The following is a 22079-nucleotide window of genomic DNA, read 5'->3' as shown; positions in this document are numbered from 1 at the left end:
ATACTCAATCAAACGCAACCAAGTAAGGCGGTCCTGAGCGGACGGTTACGAAGATCGTAATGATCCATAATTTGAAGCAGCAAGGCTTGTCTATAAGTGCCATAGCGCGCAAAGCGAGCCTGGATAGAAAGACAGTCGCTAAATATCTGCACCAAGGCCTTGAAGCCCCTGTTTACGGACCTCGTCAGCGTGATGGGCGTATGCTGGAGGACTACAAAGACTACTTGCTTGAACGCCTGGAGCGGTTCCCAGGCCTGTCTGCCCGGCGCTTACACCGTGAGTTAAAGGCACTGGGATTTGAAGGCGGTTACTCCACTGTAACGGAGTATCTTCGCGAGCTTCGCCCAGCTTCGGCACGCCCGTTCGAACGACGCTTTGAGACAGCACCCGGCCAGCAGGCACAGGTGGATTTTGCTGAATTTCAGGTAGAGTTCACCAGTGAACCGGGCATGACGCGCAAAGTCTTTTTGTTTTCTATTGTCCTTGGCAATTCTCGGTTTGTGTGGGGACGCTATTGTTCCAATCAAAAACTGGAAACAGTCCTGCGCTGTCATATTGCAGCCTTTGAAGCCTTCGGCGGTGCCACACTGGAGGTGCTGTATGATCGCATGAAGACAGCCGTACTGGGAGAGGATCCAGATGGCACTGTTCGCTTTAATCCATCTCTTGTCGCTCTTTTGGACCATTATGACGCTCAGCCGGATGCTTGCCAGCCATACCGGGCCAAGACCAAAGGCAAGGTAGAACGTCCATTTCGCTACATCCGGCAGGATTTCTTTCTCGCTCGCACATTCCGCGATCTGGATGATCTCAATGCCCAGTTCACAAGGTGGTGCGAGGACTTTGCCAATGCCCGTGTTCATGCCACCACCAATCGTGTCGTGAACGAGGCTTTCTGTGAGGAACAGCCTGCTCTGATCCCTTTGCCAGCACACCCTTATGATGCTGTTTTGCTGGTGGAACGACGGGTGACACATGAAGGCATGGTCTCAGTTGCAGGGAACCTTTATTCAGTGCCGGACACCGTCAAGAAGCGCAGGGTTGAAGTCCAGCATCATCCGCAAGAAGTTCGCATCTATGAAGAGGGTCAACTGATTGCCACCCACCCGGTATTGGAAGGCAAGAACCAGCGTCAGGTTGACCCACGTCATCGTAAAGCCCTTCCACGGACAACACAGCGCCGCCGTGGCGGGAAAGAGCCAGCCAAACACAGCGGTGTAAGTCAACGCCCACTGGAGTTCTATGAAGCCGTAGGCCAGCGACTTGCCTGGGCGGGAGGCAAGCCATGAGTTCTCTTAGTAAACGTATTCAGTCTTCACTGGTGGGCTTGAAAATGCCTCGGGCATTGGAGGTACTCGACCACACGCTCAGCCAGCTGGAACAAGGCGAGCTCACAGCACTGGAGGCTTTAGATAGCCTGCTCAATGAAGAGTATTCAACGCGCGAAGGCCGCCGCATTGGTGTCGCTCTGACAACAGCCCGTCTTACACCCATCAAAACACTGGAAAGCTTTGACTTCACATTCCAGCCCTCATTGGACCGGGAGCGCATCATGGCTCTGGCGGAGCTGGAGTTTATCAGCCGCAATGAAGTGCTTCACTTTCTGGGACCTCCTGGAACCGGGAAGAGCCACCTGGCAACGGCTTTGGGAGTTGCTGCCGTTAAAGCGGGAAAGCGCGTCTATCGCATCGCCTTAGCTGACCTGATTGAAGCCTTGGCAAAAGCTGAAAGAGAAGGCCGGCTGACGGAGAAACTGCGTTTCTTTGCACGAACCTCTCTGTTGATCGTCGATGAGATTGGCTATCTGCCAATCACCACAGGAGGGGCAAACCTGTTCTTCCAACTCGTCAATGCCCGTTATGAAAAAGGCTCGATGATCCTCACGTCAAACCGTGGCTTTGCAGAATGGGGAGAGATCTTTGGCGATCGTGTTGTTGCAACCGCTCTTCTCGACAGACTGTTACATCATGCCGTTGTCATTCACATCGAAGGCGCAAGCTACCGCTTGCGCGGTCACACCGACCTTATTCCAGAGCATATAAGAGCCAACGCATCAATAACTCCTCCACCACCACCCAAACGTCGCGGAAGACCACCTAAAAAGGAGAACTAGACCTAAAAAAAAGGCTGGTCACCAAACCTCAAACTGGGGAAATTTGGTCCAGCACTTTTGGGGAAATTTGACCCAGCATTGACAGCTGAAGCGATGGATGGCTAAGTACTGCGACAGCAACACAAGTGAAAACACGAAGGCTCCCCTTTTTGTGCCTGTTGTTGTTACTGATCCAGAACCGTCAGGACCAGTAGTTATTGAGGTTGGGTTCGGGAATGGCCGGAGCCTGCGACTTTCCAGTGACTTAAGTGATGCGCAGGTTCGCCGGTTTATTGGGCTGGTGGAAGCGACATGATCGGGCCGGGAACAGGTGTGCGGGTTTATCTTGCGTGCGGTGTGACGGATATGCGCAAGGGCATTGCGGGTCTGGCCGCTTTGGCGGAGACGGAATTACGCCAGCGCCCGGCAAATGGCGCCGTGTTTGCGTTTCGCGGCCGGCGCGGCGACCGGATCAAGTTGCTTTACTGGGATGGTCAGGGGTTTTGCCTTTATTACAAGGTGCTGGGTGCGCCTCGAACCTGGTTTCGACCGGGGCGCTTATGTTTGGAATTCTAGTGAAAGGAGGCGTTTCCTTTAACAGACCGTCCTTTACTGCGAAAGGGCGAGAGCCGAAGCGGCGGTGATTTGTCGTGAACTGGCAAGGTGACGTAGCCCGTGGGATAAAGAGATGTGCGACGAAGCCATTAAGTCAAGACCCATCTTCAGGCTGAGTATTGGAAGGTTGAGGAACACGAACCGGCTAAACCGTATCTGAGGGGCTGAATTGTAGCCTCCGCCTACATGGTTTAACAGGCGGAACATCGGTCGCGCCATGGATTTCATGACCGGAAGCGCGCAAACCGACAGCGTACTCCAGAAACGCTTTCGAGGGTGTCGTCAACTTATGCAGTTTGTTGGCGATGGCCGATGCCGACTTGCGGGACGCAAGGGAAAAGACTACGGCCGGCAGCCTAACCAATACGCTTTAAGTCCAACATAGGAACGAGGGAAGGCGTGTGCCGAATGAGGTTGGTATATTTAATACTCGCAAGGGAGTTCACCCCGATGACGGCCACGCTGGCGGAGTTCCCGTAGTAGTCCGGGATAGGGAAAGCCTGTCACATGGCGAAGGGGAACAGTTCAAGCTGCTTAGGGCTGCACATTAACTGACCACAACGAGGTGAAGACCTTTGATAATCAGCGACATGCAACACAAGCTTGCGAAATGGGCGCAGGACGAGCGAACCAGAAGATTTGATCGCCTCTTACGCTTAATTGCTGATCGGACTTGGCTGACTGAGGCTGCCCGGGTTGCCTTGGCGTCGAGCGGCGCAAAGACCCCGGGCGTAGATGGCGTGGACCGAGATCGTTTCCGACAAAATGAGGAGGAACTCCTTGCGACGTTGGGGCGATCTCTGCTGGATGGGACCTATGCGCCCGCTCCAACACGACGCGTCTACATCCCGAAAGGGAACGGAAAGCTGAGACCGTTGGGAATACCGACACTGACGGATCGCATAGTACAGCGCGCCATGTTGATGGCGATGGAGCCGATTTGGGAAAGCGACTTCAGTCCTTACTCATATGGTTTCAGGCCACAGCGTAGCGTGCACCACGCGATCCGGGCCGTTTTGATGCAGACAACGGATGGCAGGAACACAAAGGGTCGCTGGGTGATCGAAGGTGACCTGGCAAGCTACTTTGATACTGTCCATCACCGCAAGCTGCTCTCGTGTGTGCGCAAGCGCATCCGGGACAAACGGTTTATCGCACTGCTCTGGAGGCTTTTGAAGGCAGGTCACATCGATAAAGGCCTCTTCTGCGCCGCCAGCAAGGGCGTTCCTCAAGGCGGGGTTCTTTCTCCGCTTCTGTCCAACATTATGCTCAATGAGTTTGATCGTTGGATGGATGAGAAATTCCTTGGAAAAGCAGCGCGCAACAAACGTCGTGGTTGGAATGAGAGCGTCAGAAAAGCCAGCCCTGTGGCGGTTCGTGAGAACCGCTGTCGCAGACCGGCAGTGTCCTATTGCCGTTATGCCGATGACTTTGTTGTCATCGTCAAAGGCACGAAGGCACAGGCGCTCGCGGTACGCGAGGAATGTCGAGCATTCCTGGAAGGCGATCTGGCATTGACGTTAAACATGGAGAAAACCCATGTCACTCATGTTAATGATGGGTTTGTCTTTCTCGGTCACCGGATCATTCGCAAACGCGGTCCCCGTGGCGTGATGCGACCAGTAACAACCATTCCCCGGGAGAAAACCAGGGGGTTCAAATACCGCATGGTTAAGGCTCTTTGCGGCGACCACAACATGGCCCATAGCGACATGATTAAGCGGCTAAACCGTCAACTCATGGGTTGGGCAAACTTCTATCAGTTCACCGATTACACATCCAAGGTCTTCCAGCACGTCGATACCGTCGTGTTCTGGAAAATGGCACATTGGCTGGGGCGCAAGTATCGCTCGCGCATCTCTCGTCTGATGCGAAAGTGGTTCGCGCGGCCGGATGGCTTAAAAGCCAAGACATGGATGGTGCACTCGATGACGAAAGAAGGAGTACGCGTTTCAAGCATCTTGTACCGGCTAACCAATCATCAGCGCGGGCAATTCCGCTGGAAGACACCACGTTCAAATCCTTATCTTCGGGAAAAGAACGAGGCTCCTTTCTACGAAACGCACTATCGTGGTCTCGTGCTGGCTTTCTAGCCAAGCTTGAATGGAGAGCCGTATGCGGTGAAAGCCGCACGTACGGTTCGGAGGGGAGAAACGTCAGCTGTGGCTGACGTTTCTTACCCTACAAAAGGGCCGGTTCCCGTGGCCTTCACCAGTCGATGGCTCAGCCCGACTTACCTCAGCACAGCTGGCCATGCTGTGGGAAGGGATGGACTGGAGACGCCCCAGTTGGGGAGCTCCGCCCGCTCGAATGGGGTGAATATCTTGGGTTTTGAATGGGGTATTACTTTGATATTGGAGATATATGAGGTAAAATACCCATATGAACCAGTCTCTTAACTCCCTTCCTGATGATCCAGTTTTACTCAAGGCCATGGTGCTGGCGTTGCAGGGAAAGGTTGAGAGTTTACAAGCCAATGAGCAGGCCCATCTGGTTCTGATCACATGGTTCAAACAAGCTTTGGCCAAGTTGCGCAGGCAACGCTTTGGCGCATCTTCAGAAAAGATCGACCGCGAGATTGCCCAGCTTGAACTGGCGCTGGAAAACCTGGAGACTGCCCACCCATGCCAGGAGCCGGAAGATGAGCAGTTGCCCGTGCCGGAACTGGCCACCTCCACACTTGAAGAGCCCCCAAACCGACCCGCGGCAAACCTCGGGTGCGTAGCGATGTGGAACGCGAGCGGGTCCCCCTGTGTCAGGGATGTTGTCCGCTGTTCTATTTTTCTCTATTTTAAGGTGGGCGGGATAGGAAGATGACGTGGGATATTCACCGGAACGAAAAGCGGCAGTGCTTAAGCGGATGCTGCCACCGGGCAACATAGCCATTCGGCAGTTGTCGCGCGAGGAAGGGATTTGCGAGGCGACGCTCCATAAATGGCGGGCTGAGGCGCGCGGCAAAGGCCAGCTTTTGCCCTGCGCTGACACGAGCCCTGAGGGATGGTCCTCGCGTGATAAGTTTGCCGCTGTGTTGGAAACGGCGGCGTTGAATGAGGCTGATTTGGGCGAATACTGCCGCAAGCGCGGGCTCTATCCGGCGCAGATCGCTGCATGGCGGGTCGCTTGTGAGCAGGCAAATGACTGGGACCGCGCCAGCACTGCGCGTCTTGGTCAAGCGACGAAAGAAGAGAAAAAGAAGGTTAAGGATCTGGAACGGGAACTGGCCCGAAAGGAGAAAGCTCTGGCTGAGGCTGCTGCGTTGCTTATTCTCAGAAAAAAGGTCTCAGCGATCTGGGGGGGCGCAGAGGACGCATGATCAGCACCCCAGATCGCACAACCGCAGTCGCTCTGATCAACGAGGCTGTCACCGCTGGCGCACGACGCCTCATGGCCTTCGCAGAGCTGGAGATCAGTGAGCGGACATTCAGGAGATGGACGAAAGACGGCCAAATTCAGCCCGATCAGCGGCCTATTGTGCCGCGCCTGGAGCCAGCTAATAAGCTCAGCGAGTATGAGCGTGCCGCAGTGCTGGAGGTCTGTAATTCAGAGGAATTCGCCAGCTTGCCACCCAGCCAGATTGTACCAAAACTGGCCGATCAAGGCCGATATCTGGCGTCTGAATCCAGCTTTTACCGCATCCTGCGCACAGATGGTCAGCAGCATCACCGTGGCCGTGCCAAGCCTCCTGTACGGCGCAAACCACCCACCAGTTATCAGGCCAGAGGGCCCTGCCAGGTGTGGACATGGGACATAACCTGGATGCCCGGACCGATTGCGGGCATGTTCTTCTACCTTTACCTGATCGTGGACATTTTCAGCCGGAAAATCGTCGGCTGGGAAGTGCATGAGCGAGAGAGCGCAGAACGAGCTGCTGAGCTCATCGAAAAGGCGGTGCTGGCCCAGGGCTGTGTTCTGAAACCTCTGGTCCTCCACGCAGATAACGGCAGCCCAATGAAGGGGGCTACCATGAAAACAACGATGGAAAGGCTGGGCATTACAGCGTCCTACAGCCGACCACGTGTCAGCAACGACAATCCCTTTTCAGAAGCGTTATTCCGAACCTGCAAATACCGCCCTGACTGGCCCTCCAGGGGATTTGCCACAAAGGCCGATGCGCAGGCGTGGGTAAAATCCTTCGTCATCTGGTATAACAGCGAGCACTTGCACAGCGCGATCCGCTTCGTTACGCCAGACGCGCGCCATGCAGGGCAGGACCGAGCAACGCTCGACAAACGTGCCAGGATTTATGCAAATGCACGTGCGCAAAAGCCAGAACGCTGGTCAGGAAAAACACGCAACTGGCTACCTGAAGGACCCGTCTGGCTAAACCCGGAACGCGAAATCAGCGGCACCGAAATCAGAGACGCTGCATGAAATTGGCGGACAACTTGTTTGACAAACACCGGCTTATCGATCACCATGGAAGTGGAATTTTGTATCGAGGCGCTGGCAAAGCACGGCAAGCCAGAGATTTTCAACTCTGATCAAGGCTCTCAGTTTACCAGCATAGATTTTACGGATGTGCTTAAACGCAAGGACATCAAGATCTCCATGGATGGCAAGGGCGCTTGGCGCGACAATGTTTTCATTGAGCGGTTCTGGCGCACCATCAAATATGAGGAGGTCTACCTCAAGGCCTACGCCAGTGTGCCAGAAGCTAGAAAGGCCATCGGTAAATTCATCGCCTTTTATAATCAGAAACGCCCACATTCATCGCTTGACTGGAGTACCCCGGATCAGGCTTATTGCAACCACACGCAAGGCATAACTCAAGCTGCAGCATAATCGGAGCGGATCCACTTATAGATGATGCTCAACTGTCCAAACAAACGGGACCACCTCTGATTAATTAGTCATAAACCTAAGCTGTACATTCACTTAAAATGATTAGGAACACGAGAAATGAAAAAATCAATTCTTATGGGCAGTGTATTTGCTGCTACATTGACGTTTGCTACACTAGGCATGGCAAAGACCCTTGTTTACTGTTCAGAAGGTTCTCCTGAGGGCTTCACACCAGCTCTCTACACAGCAGGGACTACTTTTGATGCATCTTCCAAAAATATCTTCAACAGACTTATTGAGTTCGAGCGCGGTACCACAAACGTAGTTCCAGGGCTGGCTGAAAGCTGGGAAGTATCCGAAGATGGTAAAAAATACACGTTCCACCTTCGTAAAGGCGTAAAATTCCACACCACCAATAAATTCGCTCCATCTCGCGATTTTAATGCAGATGATGTAATATTCTCATTTGACCGTCAGAGCAATAAAGAAAACCCTTACCACAGTGTTTCTGGTGGCACTTACGAGTACTTTAACAGCATGTCTATGCCAACTCTTATCAAAGACATCGTTAAAGTTGATGACTACACAGTGAAGTTCGTACTCTCACGCCCAGAAGCTCCAATGATCGCAAATCTTGCGATGGACTTCGCATCCATTCATTCCGCTGAATATGCGGACAAAATGATGGATAACAAAGAAACATTCGACCAGAATCCTGTAGGGACTGGCCCGTTCCAGCTTGTGGGTTACCAGAAAGATGCCGCGATCCGCTACAAAGCTAACCCGGATTACTGGGCAGGTAAAGCGCCGATTGACAACCTCATCTTCGCGATCACGACTGATCCAGCCGTTGCCTATCAGAAGCTGAAAGTTGGTGAATGTCACATTATGGCATACCCAAACCCAGCTGATATTGCAGCAATGAAGGAAGATCCGTCTATCAACCTGTTGCAGAGTGAAGGTCTAAATATTGGCTTCTTGGCTTACAACACTCAGATGCCTCCGTTTGATAACGTTAAGGTCCGTAAGGCTCTAAACTCCGCTATCAACAAACAGGCAATTTTGGATACCGTGTTCCAAGGAGCTGGTAAAGCAGCAACCAACCCAATCCCACCGACCATCTGGTCTTACAAAGCCGACTTGAAGGACGACACTTACGATCCTGCTGCTGCAAAAGCGGCTCTACAAGCAGAAGGTGTGAAAGACCTGAAGATGAAGATCTGGGCAATGCCTGTGCCGCGTCCTTACAACCCAAACGCACGTCGTATGGCAGAAGTTATTCAGGCCGACTTCGCAAAGGTTGGTGTTGATGTTGAAATCGTGACGTACGAATGGGGTGAGTATCTCAAGCGCTCCACAGACGTAGAGCGTGACGGTGCTGTTCTTCTCGGTTGGACCGGTGATAATGGTGATCCAGATAATTTCCTCGCAGTTCTTCTTGGCTGTGATGGTGTTGGTGGAGCCAACCGCGCTCAGTGGTGTAATGCTGAATTCGAAAGTCTGATTCAAAAAGCGAAAGTAACTGCAAACCCTGCGGAGCGTACAAAACTTTACGAGCAGGCTCAGGTTGTTTTCAAGCGGGAAGCTCCATGGGCAACCATTGCACACTCATTGGTGTCTCAGCCAATCTCTGTAAACGTCAAGAACTACAAGATCGATCCATTCGGTGGTCACATCTTCTACGGTGTTGACCTGAAATAATTCGGAAAAATATTGCATGAAAATGAGAAGACTTGTAAGTATCCGGTGAAGCTTGCAGTTACCAATAAGTTGGGTTCTGTCGCAAACTTTAGGTGCGGACAGAATCCAGCTATGGTCTGGACGCAGTTATCCTGCGAGCGCCATAAACTGACGAAAGGCCTTAAAGCCCATCATGGGTTTGGTGATGCCCTTGATAAAGCGGTGATCCAGCTCAACGATATTGTTGAGGTATTTGACTTGAAGAATATCAATGAAGGACTGCCAGCGGCCCGCCAGGAAGAGGCAAATATTGATGTTGGTTAACCCGGCTTTGTTTGCTCCGCTTTTATCCATCACCACTTTTCCTGGACCAGTCCATACAGCGAAAGCAAAGACTGAAATTCTAATTGAACAGCCCGATGCACCAACTCCCTTGCGCCCTCTCTTATCAACTGCGTGAGCAGATCGGCCAGAAGACCGTTTTGACGAGCAAGCTCAAGAACTTTATCATGTGCCATGGTGGCGTATCTCCAAGTGGTTAAAACATTGATTTGCTCATCAATTATTCAACCCAATACGCTGCTATCTTAAAAGCCCCGTACACCAGATTCAGTTATAGCTCTTGGCACGGAGGGGCCATACATTTACTCCCGGATGCAAATCAACTCGCCTTACGTGTGCAGCTGTTCTTTGATGGTACGCCCATTAGCCCGCCCTCCGTGCCAATAAGTGTGAGACATTCCACCACCCCCTGTGTCAGGGATGTTGTCCGCTATTCTATTTTTCTCTATTTTAAGGTGGGCGGGATAGGAAGATGACGTGGGATATTCACCGGAACGAAAAGCGGCAGTGCTTAAGCGGATGCTGCCACCGGGCAACATAGCCATTCGGCAGTTGTCGCGCGAGGAAGGGATTTGCGAGGCGACGCTCCATAAATGGCGGGCTGAGGCGCGCGGCAAAGGCCAGCTTTTGCCCTGCGCTGACACGAGCCCTGAGGGATGGTCCTCGCGTGATAAGTTTGCCGCTGTGTTGGAAACGGCGGCGTTGAATGAGGCTGATTTGGGCGAATACTGCCGCAAGCGCGGGCTCTATCCGGCGCAGATCGCTGCATGGCGGGTCGCTTGTGAGCAGGCAAATGACTGGGACCGCGCCAGCACTGCGCGTCTTGGTCAAGCGACGAAAGAAGAGAAAAAGAAGGTTAAGGATCTGGAACGGGAACTGGCCCGAAAGGAGAAAGCTCTGGCTGAGGCTGCTGCGTTGCTTATTCTCAGAAAAAAGGTCTCAGCGATCTGGGGGGGCGCAGAGGACGCATGATCAGCACCCCAGATCGCACAACCGCAGTCGCTCTGATCAACGAGGCTGTCACCGCTGGCGCACGACGCCTCATGGCCTGCGCAGAGCTGGAGATCAGTGAGCGGACATTCAGGAGATGGACGAAAGACGGCCAAATTCAGCCCGATCAGCGGCCTATTGTGCCGCGCCTGGAGCCAGCTAATAAGCTCAGCGAGTATGAGCGTGCCGCAGTGCTGGAGGTCTGTAATTCAGAGGAATTCGCCAGCTTGCCACCCAGCCAGATTGTACCAAAACTGGCCGATCAAGGCCGATATCTGGCGTCTGAATCCAGCTTTTACCGCATCCTGCGCACAGATGGTCAGCAGCATCACCGTGGCCGTGCCAAGCCTCCTGTACGGCGCAAACCACCCACCAGTTATCAGGCCAGAGGGCCCTGCCAGGTGTGGACATGGGACATAACCTGGATGCCCGGACCGATTGCGGGCATGTTCTTCTACCTTTACCTGATCGTGGACATTTTCAGCCGGAAAATCGTCGGCTGGGAAGTGCATGAGCGAGAGAGCGCAGAACGAGCTGCTGAGCTCATCGAAAAGGCGTGCTGGCCCAGGGCTGTGTTCTGAAACCTCTGGTCCTCCACGCAGATAACGGCAGCCCAATGAAGGGGGCTACCATGAAAACAACGATGGAAAGGCTGGGCATTACAGCGTCCTACAGCCGACCACGTGTCAGCAACGACAATCCCTTTTCAGAAGCGTTATTCCGAACCTGCAAATACCGCCCTGACTGGCCCTCCAGGGGATTTGCCACAAAGGCCGATGCGCAGGCGTGGGTAAAATCCTTCGTCATCTGGTATAACAGCGAGCACTTGCACAGCGCGATCCGCTTCGTTACGCCAGACGCGCGCCATGCAGGGCAGGACCGAGCAACGCTCGATAACCGTGCCAGGATTTATGCAAATGCACGTGCGCAAAAGCCAGAACGCTGGTCAGGAAAAACACGCAACTGGCTACCTGAAGGACCCGTCTGGCTAAACCCGGAACGCGAAATCAGCGGCACCGAAATCAGAGACGCTGCATGAAATTGGCGGACAACTTGTTTGACAAACACCGCTGGTGGATCTTGGTGTGCTTAAATCCCACAGCCGACCCCATACCTCAAACGACAACCCGTTCTCAGAGACCCACTTCAAGACGCTGAAATATCAGCCCGAATTCCCCAAGAAGTTTGAAACCATCGAGCAAGCCCGCCACTTTTGCCGCAGATTCTTTGCATGGTACAACGAGCAACACCATCATGCAGGCATCGGACTCATGACCCCTGATCAGGTTCACTTTGGACAGGCCGAGGCAGTCTATGCCGCACGCCAAGTAACTCTCGAGGCTGCATTCATCAGTACACCCGAGCGCTTCGTACAAAAACCGCCAAAACCACCTCAAATCCCGACGGCCGTCTGGATCAATCCACCAAAGACAACGAAAGAAAATCAAGTTTAAAATCCAAAAGCTACTGTCTCAAAGTCGTTGACACGTTCCGCCCTCCGTGCCAATAAGTGTGAGACATTCCACCAGCTGAAGTTTAGACTTGATGGCGTAGGAGAACGACCCCATGGTTATGCCTTCACAGAGACCGCTTTCAGCCGATACTGGGCCTGATGATATTGTGCCCACGCCACCGCCAGCCCGCATGGTGACAGCGCCAGTGCAGCCTACAGCCGAGCTGACTGCGATCCCTAAGCGGAGAAGTTTCACAGCCAAATACAAACTACGCATTCTGGATGAGACGGACCAAGCAGCAGACACAGGTGGTGTTACAGCCATACTACGGCGCGAAGGGCTTTATTCTTCTGCGCTAACGGATTGGCGTCGGGCACGCGCTGCAGGCTCATTGGGAGCATTGCAGCCGCGTCACCGTGGCCCACAAAAAGCACCCGCCAACCCATTAGAGGCCGAACTGGCCAAGGCTAACCGTGAAGTTTCAGCGCTACGGCGGCGTCTGGACCAGGCGGAAGCCATCCTTGCAATCCAAAAAAAAGTGGCGACATTGTTGGACGAGATGGAGCAGACGCCAGAGCGCAGCGGCAAGTCATGATGGCCGTCGCGATTGCTCTGCCCTCAGGCAGCGGCCTGACCTCAGCCGTTTGCTCCGCGCTCTCGTTGTCGCGGGCAAGCGTTCTTCGCCATCGCGCTACATTGGCTGCTCCGCCACGCGCGGTAAAGCCACGCCCCCCTTCAGCGCGTGCCTTGCCGGAAAATGAACGGGCTCGGGTACTGGATCATCTGCGTGGGCCCAGGTTTGCCGACCAGACCCCCACCGAGGTATTCGCCACTTTACTGGATGAAGGCACCTACCTGTGTTCGATCCGCACGATGTATCGGATATTGGCCGCTCAGGGCGAGGTCACTGAGCGTCGCCGTCAACGCACGCACCCTGTCTATCAAAAGCCGGAACTTCTAGCCGAAGCTCCCAATCAGGTCTGGTCTTGGGATATTACCAAGCTGATGGGCCCGGTGAAATGGTCTTACTTCTATCTCTATGTCATCTTGGACATCTTCAGCCGCCGTGTTGTTGGCTGGCGCATTGAGCAGGCCGAAAGCGCCAGCCAGTTCAAGGAACTGTTCATGGATGCAATGGAAAAGCATGCTGTGCAACGCGATCAACTGACATTACATGCCGATCGTGGCGGGCCAATGAAGGCAAAGACAACTGCCCTGATGCTGGTGGATCTTGGTGTGCTTAAATCCCACAGCCGACCCCATACCTCAAACGACAACCCGTTCTCAGAGGCCCACCTCAAGACGCTGAAATATCAGCCCGAATTCCCCAAGAAGTTTGAAACCATCGAGCAAGCCCGCCACTTTTGCCGCAGATTCTTTGCATGGTACAACGAGCAACACCATCATGCAGGCATCGGACTCATGACCCCTGATCAGGTTCACTTTGGACAGGCCGAGGCAGTCTATGCCGCACGCCAAGTAACTCTCGAGGCTGCATTCATCAGTACACCCGAGCGCTTCGTACAAAAACCGCCAAAACCACCTCAAATCCCGACGGCCGTCTGGATCAATCCACCAAAGACAACGAAAGAAAATCAAGTTTAAAATCCAAAAGCTACTGTCTCAAAGTCGTTGACACGTTCCGCGGGTGCACAGCAACTTTTGCGAGCGGCCATTGAGAGTGAAGTCATGAGCGTGCTTTCGCTTTACTCGGACTTAAAATTACCAGATGGCCGTCAGCGGGTGGTTCGGCATGGGCATTTGCCAGAGCGACAGGTCCAGACTGGCATTGGGCCAGTCACGGTCAGCAAACCTCGGATCCGGGATCGAGATGAGAATGCAGAAGAGAAAATTCATTACCATTCCAATTTGTTACCTAATTATCTGCGCCGTTCAACCAGTCTTGATGAATTGATCCCAGCGCTCTATTTGCGTGGGGTTTCTACCAATAATGTTCAGCAAGCTTTGAGTGCTTTGTTGGGTGTTGATGCCCCCAACCTTTCACCGGATGTCATCCGCGGCCTTGTCAAAAGCTGGCGATCTTTATGGGAAGAGTGGAAAACTCGAGACCTGTCAGCGCGCAACTACGTTTATATGTGGGCAGATGGCATCTATCTGAAAGCCCGGGGAGAACGGGAAAGTCGCTGTATTCTGGTGTTGATCGGGGCAACACCGGAAGGCAAGAAAGAGCTGATTGGCTTTGATGATGGCTACCGGGAAGATACTCAGAGCTGGCGGGAACTATTGCTTGCTCTCAAAGCTCGTGGCCTGCAGATCGAACCGAAATTAGAAGTGGGAGATGGTGCTCTGGGGTTCTGGGCGGCATTGCGGGAAGTCTTTAGCACAACAAAAGCTCAACGCCTGCTGGGTCCACAAGACAATGAATGTCTTAAGCAAAATGCCTAAATCCTTGCAGGCCAAAGCAAAGAAAGATCTACAGGATATCTGGATGGCAGAGAACCGCGTAGATGCTGAGGCGGCTTTTGATCTTTTCATAGAGAAATTTGAGGCCAAATACCCCAAAGCCACGCAATGCCTTGCCAAGGATAGGATCGAACTGTTGGCTTTTTATGACTTTCCTGCTGAGCATTGGGGGCATATCAGAACCACCAATCCAATTGAATCAACCTTTGCGACTGTGCGCCACAGAACAAGGCAGACCAAGAACTGCCTCTCCCGGGATACTGCAATGCCAATGGTCTTCATGCTGATCAAGGCAGCGGAGAAGCGCTGGCAGAAATTGAGAGGCAAAAATCAATTGCCGAAGATAATACAGGGTGTCATCTTCAAAAATGGCATCGAGAGTGATGCAAACCAAAATCACGCCGCGTGAAACCCATCACCAACTTTTGCGGTTAGCTCCGGATCTACTGGAGCAGATCGAGGGTTCTATTGCCACGTTTCTTGGCGATGGAGCCTATGACGGAGCTGCGACAAGACAGGAAATAGCAGCTCACTATGACGGTGTCGAGGTCATCATGAGCTATTGTCAATTCTGGTGTATCAGCTTTTCCTTAAGCAGCTTTTTGCTCGGGTTCAGGTTGTTCGATACCGTCTTTGAAATTGATGCCTGTGATGACTTTGCCAAGATCGGCAAAGCCGCGTAGTTTTCGCCAGCTTCCCTGAGCGCACTGGCTGAGTTTGAACATCATGTGAAGCATGCCATCACGGTTCAAGCACCCCTTCGAGCGCTTGGTGCGGTGCCTGATGGTCGCGAAGGTGGATTCAATCGGGTTGGAGGTGCGGATCGACTGCCAGTGCCTCTGCGGAAAATCGTAGAATGCGAGCAGATCGTGCTGGTCTTTGAGAAGACATTCCACCGCTCTGGGATACTTGCCCTCGAACTGTTCCACAAACAGGTCAAAAGCAACTTCTGCCTTTGCCTTGGTCGGTGCCATCCAGATATCCTTGACGCAAGCCCTTGCCTTGTCCTGCAAAGATTTTGGCAGGTACCCCACGATATTATTTGTCTTGTGCACCCAGCAGCGTTGGTGGCGCGTTTGCCCAAAGACTTCGTCAAGGGCGGCCCAGAACCCCATGGCACCATCGCCGACTGCCAGCTTGGGCACGTTCATGCCGCGCTTCTTCAGCTTCACCAGTACTTCACGCCAACTTTGCGTGCTCTCGCGCACGCCGTCTTCAATGGCAAGGAACTTCTTCTGTCCCAGAGCGTTAACGCCAATCACCACCAGCGTGCACAGCTTGACATCTTCTGCCCGCAGGCCGCTGTAAATGCCATCCACCCAGATATAGACCCACTCGTCCTGGTCCAGGCGAGACTGGCGCCATTGTTCATATTGGCCCTTCCATTCCTTCTTCAGGCGAGAGACCGTGCTGGCTGAGAGACCTTCCGCGTCGGGACCAACAAGAACCTTCAAAGCGTCGTCCATCTCTCCGCTGGAAACGCCTTTTAAGTAAAGCCATGGCAACTCAGCCTCCAGACTTTTAGCCTTGCGCACATAGGGAGGGACAAGTGCTGAGTGGAACGTGACAGGGGCGCCTGAACGGGTTCGCACCTTGGGCACTTTCACACACACAGGCCCAATACCAGTCTGGATCTTGCGTTCCGGATGATAACCATTGCGTACAACGCGAGCGCGACCAGTCTCATCAACGTCATCTTCATACAGCGAAAGCAAAGACTGAAATTCTAATTGAACAGCCCGATGCACCAACTCCCTTGCGCCTTCTCTTATCAACTGCGTGAGCGGATCGGCCAGAAGACCGTTTTGACGAGCAAGCTCAAGAACTTTATCATGTGCCATGGTGGCGTATCTCCAAGTGGTTAACACATTGATTTGCTCATCAATTAGTCAACCCGATACGCTGCTATCTTAAAAGCCCCGTACACCAGATTCAGTTATAGCTCGGTCATCATACCGCCGCCCAAAACAGCCGTCCCCAGCCCTAAGGCTGAGACCGCTCCCACTGCTCGTGATCGAGATATATTGGCCATTGAGAGACATGGCAGAATGGGGTGGCAGAAGCAAACCGGCTACGGGCGGCGCTCAAGAGGCGAGACCTTGATGGGGCGATCTAAACAGATCTTCGGGACCGCGTTGAAGTCCCGTGATTTTGAAAACCAGAAGACGGAAGCCAGGATCAATGTCTCCGTCCTCAACACAATGGCCACCCTCGGACGTGCGACGTTTGAGCGGATCTTCGCGACCTGAGTTAAGCGGGTAAGGGCGAGCTGTAAGCTAAAGTTGAGTTCCGCAACAACGCCGATCAACGTAAGCGGTGTTTAGAGCCCACCTTGACTTTCTTGTTCAGCAAAATTCCAGGGCAGAAGTTCGTTGATCTTGCTTTGTTTGTGGCCTTTTGCGATTCTGGTGAGTGTGGTTGCCAGATAAGTGTGTGGATTGATACCGCCCAGTTTGCAAGTTTCAATAAGAGAAGCGAGCATGGCCCAGTTTTCCGCTCCAGCATCATGACCGGCAAATAATGCATTCTTGCGATTTAGAGTTATTGGCCTGATTGTGCGCTCAACAGAATTGTTGTCCAGCTCTATGCGCCCATCGTCAAGGAAGCGGATTAGTCCATTCCAGTATTTGGCAATATAACTAAGGGCTTCTCCAAGAGGTGATTTTCTGGAGACCTTGGCCCTGTGATTGATCAACCACTCTTCAAAGGCTTCGATTAACGCTCTGCTGTGTTTCTGACGCGCGACCAGACGTTCCTCAGGGCTATTCCCCCGGATCGTCTTTTCGATCTGGTACAGCTCGCCAATCTGGCGCAGGCCTTCCTCGGCAATAGGTGCGGTTTTGTTGCGTGCTACTTCATAGAGTTTGCGCCTTGCGTGGCTCCAGCAGTAGGCAAGTGCCACCGGGCTCTTTTGTCGTTTCAGCAACCGATTATAGCCCGCGTAGCCATCTACCTGCAGTACTCCTTCAAAATCCTTCAGGATTTCCTCAGCCACTTCACCAGATCGGTTCGGGGCATAAGTGAAGGCCACACCTGGTGGCTCTGGCCCGTTCCAAGGCCGGTCATCCCTTGCCAAAGCCCAGAAATACCCGGTTTTGGTCTTCCTTCGTCCAGGATCCAGCACCGGTGCCGGGGTTTCATCCATAAACAGTTTGGTAGACTTCTTGAGCTCACCAAGCAGTGCCTCAAAGACGGGTTTGAGCTCATTGGCCGAACGCCCAACCCAGTCGGCCAGCGTGGAGCGGTCCAGATCAACACCCTGACGGGCATAAATCTGTGCCTGACGGTACAGCGGGCAGTGGTCCGCATATTTTGAGGTAATTACATGGGCCAGGGTTGCCTCGCTCGGCAGTCCTGCCTCAATAATGTGATCTGGTGCTGGCGCTTGTTTGACACCTTCCTCGCAAGCCCGACAGGCATATTTGGGTCTGCGGGTAACGATCACCCGGAACTGGGCGGGGATCACATCAAGACGCTCGGATACATCTTTACCGATCACATGACAGACACACCCACACACGCATGTGGTTTCCTCAGGCTCGATCACCACCTCAATACGCGGCAGATGCCCCGGCAGCTTACCGCGATTGGTCTTGCGTTTCTTGCGTGGGTTTGTTGGCGGCGCAATGTTTTCCGCTTCTGCCTGCGTGGCGGCAATGGCTGTTTCCAGATCCTCAAAGGCCAGCATATACTGATCGGGATCCGCCTTCTCCGATTTGCGCCCGTATTGGGCTGCCTTGTAGTCAGCCACCAGCTTTTCGAGCCGGACAATCACCTCTTCTTTGAGTTGGATATGAACTTCCTGCTGGGAGAGTTGAGTTTGGGCTGCCTGCAATAGCGCCTTCAAAACCTTTGGATCATCAGGGAGTTCACTTGTCTTGTTCATGAGGAACAGTATACCCGAACAGCAGCTTCAAAACCGCAGAAATACGGGGAATTACAGGTTATTCCACACCTTGCGGGGCCCGACTTTCAAGGGCTCTGATCTTCCGCCAGTCAAGGCCACCAAACAGCGCCTCGAACTGGACTATGGAAAGCGACATCACCCCATCTCTGACTTCCGGCCAGCAAAAACTGTTCTCTTCCAGTCGCTTGTAGACCAGCACCAATCCTGACCCATCCCAGAACACAAGCTTCAACCGGTCTGCTCGCCGTGAGCGGAACACAAAGACTGTGCCGGTAAACGGATCACTCTTCAGCTCGTTGTGAACCAAAGCAGCTAACCCGTTATGGCCTTTGCGAAAATCAACAGGACGAGTGGCAACCACAATACGCACATGCTGCCCCGGCAGGATCATCGCCCAGTCTCCAGTGCAAGGACAAGCTCGGCAATCCGCTCCACAGCCATATCTTTAGGAAGCTGAAGCCGAATGACACCAAATTCAAGTTCAATCTCGCGTAAGCAACCACATGGCGATGGGTGATGCTCGTCTTCAGATACCGGCACATCCTTTCCCAAGACAGGCAAAACCTCAACCTGGACCGATGCAAATGCCATAGCCTCTTCACAAGGCCCCTTCTGTGCTGCCAGGGACTTAGCCAACTTACGCCAATAGTAAATCAGAGAGCGTGTAACACCATGCAGCTTGGCCGTTTGCATCACTCCAAACTCATAACTATCGCGCACGATCAGCGCACGCTCTTCACTACTGCGCCGCACCTGCCGCTTCTTCTCAACTAGCCCGTCCGGACAAACAACTTCACTCATCAAAAACTCCAGCGTTAAAAACACCAGAATGCCGACACAAAGAAAAAATGGAAGGTGGGGTCAGAACACCGCTTACCGATCAACACCATTTTCCGACCACGCCGCTACAAACTGTCTTCTCATTCCTACCGTCACGCAAGACTCGATGCTTTCGCCTTTCCGGAACGTGTCAACGACTTTGAGACAGTGGCATTTGGACTTTAAGCTTGATTTTCTTTCTCTGGCTTTGGTGGATTGATCCAGACGGCCGTCGGGATTTGAGGTGGTTTTGGCGGTTTTTGTACGAAGCGCTCGGGTGTACTGATGAATGCTGCGTCGAGGGTTGCTTGGCGTGCGGCATAGACAGCCTCGGCCTGTCCAAAGTGGACCTGATCAGGGGTCATGAGTCCGATGCCTGCATGATGGTGTTGCTCGTTGTACCATGCAAAGAATCTGCGGCAAAAGTGGCGGGCTTGCTCGATGGTTTCAAACTTCTTGGGGAATTCGGGCTGATATTTCAGCGTCTTGAGGTGGGCCTCTGAGAACGGGTTGTCGTTTGAGGTATGGGGTCGGCTGTGGGATTTAAGCACACCAAGATCCACCAGCATCAGGGCAGTTGTCTTTGCCTTCATTGGCCCGCCACGATCGGCATGTAATGTCAGTTGATCGCGTTGCACAGCATGCTTTTCCATTGCATCCATGAACAGTTCCTTGAACTGGCTGGCGCTTTCGGCCTGCTCAATGCGCCAGCCAACAACACGGCGGCTGAAGATGTCCAAGATGACATAGAGATAGAAGTAAGACCATTTCACCGGGCCCATCAGCTTGGTAATATCCCAAGACCAGACCTGATTGGGAGCTTCGGCTAGAAGTTCCGGCTTTTGATAGACAGGGTGCGTGCGTTGACGGCGACGCTCAGTGACCTCGCCCTGAGCGGCCAATATCCGATACATCGTGCGGATCGAACACAGGTAGGTGCCTTCATCCAGTAAAGTGGCGAATACCTCGGTGGGGGTCTGGTCGGCAAACCTGGGCCCACGCAGATGATCCAGTACCCGAGCCCGTTCATTTTCCGGCAAGGCACGCGCTGAAGGGGGGCGTGGCTTTACCGCGCGTGGCGGAGCAGCCAATGTAGCGCGATGGCGAAGAACGCTTGCCCGCGACAACGAGAGCGCGGAGCAAACGGCTGAGGTCAGGCCGCTGCCTGAGGGCAGAGCAATCGCGACGGCCATCATGACTTGCCGCTGCGCTCTGGCGTCTGCTCCATCTCGTCCAACAATGTCGCCACTTTTTTTTGGATTGCAAGGATGGCTTCCGCCTGGTCCAGACGCCGCCGTAGCGCTGAAACTTCACGGTTAGCCTTGGCCAGTTCGGCCTCTAATGGGTTGGCGGGTGCTTTTTGTGGGCCACGGTGACGCGGCTGCAATGCTCCCAATGAGCCTGCAGCGCGTGCCCGACGCCAATCCGTTAGCGCAGAAGAATAAAGCCCTTCGCGCCGTAGTATGGCTGTAACACCACCTGTGTCTGCTGCTTGGTCCGTCTCATCCAGAATGCGTAGTTTGTATTTGGCTGTGAAACTTCTCCGCTTAGGGATCGCAGTCAGCTCGGCTGTAGGCTGCACTGGCGCTGTCACCATGCGGGCTGGCGGTGGCGTGGGCACAATATCATCAGGCCCAGTATCGGCTGAAAGCGGTCTCTGTGAAGGCATAACCATGGGGTCGTTCTCCTACGCCATCAAGTCTAAACTTTAGTCGGTGGAATGTCTCACACTTATTGGCACGGAGGGTTCGGGCGGATTATGCTGGCGAAATGAAAGCGTGAAATATGCCCATCAAGGGCTTTTGCAACTCACCTCAAATAACTTGGCAATGCCGTTCCTGGACTTACAAGGCTACGAAAAATACGCTTGAGAACCTTTCTACAGAATGGAAGTAGAGCCAATTTGTTTCATAATGATGTTAATTACTTGCAGCCTATGTGTATCAACATAGAAATGCCCAGCTGAAATAAGGTGCAAGCAAGTATCTTTTGTAGTGTGTTCTCGCCAAGTTTCTAACTCGTGGCGCAGTACACCCTGATCCATTGTTCCTCCGATGACAGATATGGGGCACTCAAGGAGAGTTGCGCCTTCAAAGCAATAGACTTCACACAATCGCACATCAGACCTCAAGATCGGTAAGAAAATATCTCGTAACTCACTGCTTTCGAAGATCTCTCTTGGAAGACCGTCACTTTCGCCAAGCTTACTTAAAAAGTCGTCATCAGACAAATTGTATGTCACATCCATGACGCGAGGTAACTGCGGGGCCCTTGAGGCTGAAGGGAAGAAGTGTAAAATTTCGTGTCCTAGCCTCTCTTTCACAGCGCGGGAGAACTCAAAGCCAAGTAAGCCTCCCATGCTGTGCCCAAAAACGATTAGAGGCAGCTCATTAAGATGCCCATAGTTTACAAGGATATCATTGATATGCGTGTTTATATCTGCAGACAAGCGTTCATTAAATCTACCTCCACGGCCACGCAAATCTACAGCTAATAGTTCCACATCATCAGGTATGTACTTTGCCCAATCCTTATACATAAATGAACCTCCTCCTGCGTATGGAAAGCAAATTAATCTAATTCGAGGGTTGCGGCTCTTTTTCCAGCAAACAAGAGGTTCGCCCAAATTACTCATAAAATCTCCAAAAAACTTAATGTGATCTCAGTTATTATTTTATTATCTAGAATTGATCAGTTGTATATAACTACTCTAAGGAGTAGACACATAAATTCTGATGGCATTGCTAAATTATTTGATTTTGGTTACCCAGCTCTGATGAAGATACCGAGTTCCTTTGAGCGGCTGAAAGGCTTTCGTTTTCCTCGTGAGGTCGTGGCCTATGCAGTGCCCTATGGGCAGACTACACTGTTGAAATGACTGCGTAAAATCAGCTCAAACAAAGCTTTTGCAAGCCATCTCAAATAACTTGACAGTGCCCTCCGCTGAGTTGAGGGCGTAGTCACACCAGCATAG

18 protein-coding genes and 5 pseudogenes are annotated in these 22079 nt (G+C 52.8%); 15 read left to right on the top strand and 8 right to left on the bottom strand.

The features are described from left to right. Positions 1 to 59 precede the first annotated feature (59 nt). The 10 genes and pseudogenes from istA to BLS62_RS27880 all read left to right on the top strand — a co-directional run bounded on the left by istA (position 60) and on the right by BLS62_RS27880 (position 9190). Positions 60 to 1289 (top strand): IS21 family transposase, encoded by a 1230-nt coding sequence (gene istA, locus BLS62_RS27925; RefSeq protein WP_093190187.1) that lies wholly within the window; start codon positions 60 to 62, stop codon positions 1287 to 1289. Continuing rightward, positions 1286 to 2113: an IS21-like element helper ATPase IstB gene (gene istB, locus BLS62_RS27920; protein ID WP_093190185.1), complete on the top strand. Its 828-nt coding sequence runs from the start codon at positions 1286 to 1288 to the stop codon at positions 2111 to 2113. The genes istA and istB overlap by 4 nt, the downstream gene beginning before the upstream one ends. Positions 2114 to 2210: 97 nt before the next feature. After that, the gene (locus BLS62_RS27915) at positions 2211 to 2408 is read left to right on the top strand and encodes a hypothetical protein (RefSeq protein ID WP_093190183.1); all 198 of its coding nucleotides are present in this window, start codon (positions 2211 to 2213) and stop codon (positions 2406 to 2408) included. Further along, a complete protein-coding gene (gene tnpB, locus BLS62_RS27910; protein ID WP_093175362.1) occupies positions 2405 to 2668 on the top strand; it encodes an IS66 family insertion sequence element accessory protein TnpB in 264 nt (87 codons plus the stop codon). Before BLS62_RS27915 ends, tnpB (BLS62_RS27910) begins: the two co-directional genes overlap by 4 nt. 614 nt (positions 2669 to 3282) lie before the next feature. Further along, entirely contained in the window at positions 3283 to 4800 is a 1518-nt protein-coding gene (gene ltrA, locus BLS62_RS27905) for a group II intron reverse transcriptase/maturase (RefSeq protein WP_348271876.1), read from the top strand. 67 nt (positions 4801 to 4867) lie between these two features. Beyond that, positions 4868 to 5026, top strand: a complete 159-nt coding sequence (gene tnpB / locus BLS62_RS27900; protein WP_143521651.1) for an IS66 family insertion sequence element accessory protein TnpB — start codon at positions 4868 to 4870, stop codon at positions 5024 to 5026. 63 nt (positions 5027 to 5089) lie between these two features. After that, complete coding sequence (locus BLS62_RS32680) at positions 5090 to 5524, top strand: IS66 family transposase (RefSeq protein WP_093190179.1); 435 nt, start codon at positions 5090 to 5092, stop codon at positions 5522 to 5524. A 43-nt stretch (positions 5525 to 5567) separates the two neighbouring features. Beyond that, positions 5568 to 7078 (top strand): IS3 family transposase gene (locus tag BLS62_RS27890; protein WP_208991308.1). Its coding sequence is split into 2 segments (ribosomal slippage): positions 5568 to 5988 and positions 5988 to 7078, totalling 1512 coding nucleotides; the frame shifts between segments, so codons are not numbered across the junction. A 33-nt stretch (positions 7079 to 7111) separates the two neighbouring features. Beyond that, positions 7112 to 7489: pseudogene (locus BLS62_RS27885) on the top strand (integrase core domain-containing protein); the annotation flags it as partial. Positions 7490 to 7606: 117 nt separating this feature from the next. Further along, positions 7607 to 9190 carry an ABC transporter substrate-binding protein gene (locus BLS62_RS27880; RefSeq protein WP_093190177.1) on the top strand — a complete coding sequence of 528 codons (1584 nt, stop codon included), beginning with the start codon at positions 7607 to 7609 and terminating at the stop codon, positions 9188 to 9190. A 153-nt stretch (positions 9191 to 9343) separates the two neighbouring features. Here BLS62_RS27880 and BLS62_RS27875 read toward each other — a convergent pair. Next, a pseudogene (locus BLS62_RS27875) lies at positions 9344 to 9538 on the bottom strand (DDE-type integrase/transposase/recombinase); the annotation flags it as partial. Then, complete coding sequence (locus tag BLS62_RS31135) at positions 9523 to 9687, bottom strand: hypothetical protein (RefSeq protein ID WP_159436597.1); 165 nt, start codon at positions 9685 to 9687, stop codon at positions 9523 to 9525. The gene BLS62_RS31135 and the pseudogene BLS62_RS27875, both read right to left, overlap by 16 nt. A gap of 343 nt (positions 9688 to 10030) precedes the next feature. Between BLS62_RS31135 and BLS62_RS27870 the strand changes: the two are divergent. From BLS62_RS27870 to BLS62_RS30565, 4 genes and pseudogenes are all read left to right on the top strand, one after another. Then, a pseudogene (locus BLS62_RS27870) lies at positions 10031 to 11540 on the top strand (IS3 family transposase). A gap of 31 nt (positions 11541 to 11571) precedes the next feature. After that, positions 11572 to 11871 (top strand): annotated as a pseudogene (locus BLS62_RS27865) (integrase core domain-containing protein); the annotation flags it as partial. 196 nt (positions 11872 to 12067) lie between these two features. After that, positions 12068 to 13560, top strand: a protein-coding gene (locus tag BLS62_RS27860; protein ID WP_093190170.1) for an IS3 family transposase whose coding sequence is annotated in 2 segments (ribosomal slippage) — positions 12068 to 12497 and positions 12497 to 13560 — 1494 coding nt in all. Because the reading frame shifts where the segments join, the coding sequence is not laid out codon by codon here. 27 nt (positions 13561 to 13587) lie between these two features. Continuing rightward, positions 13588 to 14788 (top strand): annotated as a pseudogene (locus tag BLS62_RS30565) (IS256 family transposase). Positions 14789 to 14969: 181 nt separating this feature from the next. Here BLS62_RS30565 and BLS62_RS27845 read toward each other — a convergent pair. After that, positions 14970 to 16220: an IS256 family transposase gene (locus tag BLS62_RS27845; RefSeq protein ID WP_093190164.1), complete on the bottom strand. Its 1251-nt coding sequence runs from the start codon at positions 16218 to 16220 to the stop codon at positions 14970 to 14972. A gap of 207 nt (positions 16221 to 16427) precedes the next feature. Between BLS62_RS27845 and BLS62_RS27840 the strand changes: the two genes are divergently transcribed. Beyond that, a complete protein-coding gene (locus BLS62_RS27840) occupies positions 16428 to 16628 on the top strand; it encodes a hypothetical protein (protein ID WP_093190161.1) in 201 nt (66 codons plus the stop codon). Between the two features lie 71 nt (positions 16629 to 16699). Here BLS62_RS27840 and BLS62_RS27835 read toward each other — a convergent pair whose 3' ends face one another. The 5 genes from BLS62_RS27835 to BLS62_RS27815 form a co-directional block, all read right to left on the bottom strand. Further along, a complete protein-coding gene (locus tag BLS62_RS27835) occupies positions 16700 to 18265 on the bottom strand; it encodes an IS66 family transposase (RefSeq protein ID WP_093190158.1) in 1566 nt (521 codons plus the stop codon). Positions 18266 to 18323: 58 nt separating this feature from the next. After that, a complete protein-coding gene (gene tnpB, locus BLS62_RS27830; RefSeq protein ID WP_093190155.1) occupies positions 18324 to 18677 on the bottom strand; it encodes an IS66 family insertion sequence element accessory protein TnpB in 354 nt (117 codons plus the stop codon). Beyond that, positions 18674 to 19087 carry a hypothetical protein gene (locus tag BLS62_RS27825; RefSeq protein WP_093190153.1) on the bottom strand — a complete coding sequence of 138 codons (414 nt, stop codon included), beginning with the start codon at positions 19085 to 19087 and terminating at the stop codon, positions 18674 to 18676. Before BLS62_RS27825 ends, tnpB (BLS62_RS27830) begins: the two co-directional genes overlap by 4 nt. 200 nt (positions 19088 to 19287) lie before the next feature. Further along, positions 19288 to 20780 (bottom strand): IS3 family transposase gene (locus tag BLS62_RS27820; RefSeq protein ID WP_093190151.1). Its coding sequence is split into 2 segments (ribosomal slippage): positions 19288 to 20351 and positions 20351 to 20780, totalling 1494 coding nucleotides; the frame shifts between segments, so codons are not numbered across the junction. 204 nt (positions 20781 to 20984) lie between these two features. Further along, complete coding sequence (locus tag BLS62_RS27815) at positions 20985 to 21740, bottom strand: thioesterase II family protein (protein ID WP_093190149.1); 756 nt, start codon at positions 21738 to 21740, stop codon at positions 20985 to 20987. Positions 21741 to 22079 lie beyond the last annotated feature (339 nt).

Origin of the sequence: Pseudovibrio sp. Tun.PSC04-5.I4 (genome assembly GCF_900104145.1) — a bacterium.
Taxonomy (GTDB): domain Bacteria; phylum Pseudomonadota; class Alphaproteobacteria; order Rhizobiales; family Stappiaceae; genus Pseudovibrio.
This window is presented reverse-complemented; position numbering and strand designations above follow the sequence as displayed.

What these genes read in the sequence shown, in the direction of transcription:
- istA (WP_093190187.1), top strand. Translation starts at nt 60, where the DNA reads ATGATCCATAATTTGAAGCAGCAAGGCTTGTCTATAAGTGCCATAGCG.
- istB (WP_093190185.1), top strand. Translation starts at nt 1,286, where the DNA reads ATGAGTTCTCTTAGTAAACGTATTCAGTCTTCACTGGTGGGCTTGAAA.
- BLS62_RS27915 (WP_093190183.1), top strand. Translation starts at nt 2,211, where the DNA reads ATGGCTAAGTACTGCGACAGCAACACAAGTGAAAACACGAAGGCTCCC.
- tnpB (WP_093175362.1), top strand. Translation starts at nt 2,405, where the DNA reads ATGATCGGGCCGGGAACAGGTGTGCGGGTTTATCTTGCGTGCGGTGTG.
- BLS62_RS32680 (WP_093190179.1), top strand. Translation starts at nt 5,090, where the DNA reads ATGAACCAGTCTCTTAACTCCCTTCCTGATGATCCAGTTTTACTCAAG.
- BLS62_RS27880 (WP_093190177.1), top strand. Translation starts at nt 7,607, where the DNA reads ATGAAAAAATCAATTCTTATGGGCAGTGTATTTGCTGCTACATTGACG.
- BLS62_RS31135 (WP_159436597.1), bottom strand. Translation starts at nt 9,687, where the DNA reads ATGGCACATGATAAAGTTCTTGAGCTTGCTCGTCAAAACGGTCTTCTG.
- BLS62_RS27845 (WP_093190164.1), bottom strand. Translation starts at nt 16,220, where the DNA reads ATGGCACATGATAAAGTTCTTGAGCTTGCTCGTCAAAACGGTCTTCTG.
- BLS62_RS27840 (WP_093190161.1), top strand. Translation starts at nt 16,428, where the DNA reads ATGGGGTGGCAGAAGCAAACCGGCTACGGGCGGCGCTCAAGAGGCGAG.
- BLS62_RS27835 (WP_093190158.1), bottom strand. Translation starts at nt 18,265, where the DNA reads ATGAACAAGACAAGTGAACTCCCTGATGATCCAAAGGTTTTGAAGGCG.
- tnpB (WP_093190155.1), bottom strand. Translation starts at nt 18,677, where the DNA reads ATGATCCTGCCGGGGCAGCATGTGCGTATTGTGGTTGCCACTCGTCCT.
- BLS62_RS27825 (WP_093190153.1), bottom strand. Translation starts at nt 19,087, where the DNA reads ATGAGTGAAGTTGTTTGTCCGGACGGGCTAGTTGAGAAGAAGCGGCAG.
- BLS62_RS27815 (WP_093190149.1), bottom strand. Translation starts at nt 21,740, where the DNA reads ATGAGTAATTTGGGCGAACCTCTTGTTTGCTGGAAAAAGAGCCGCAAC.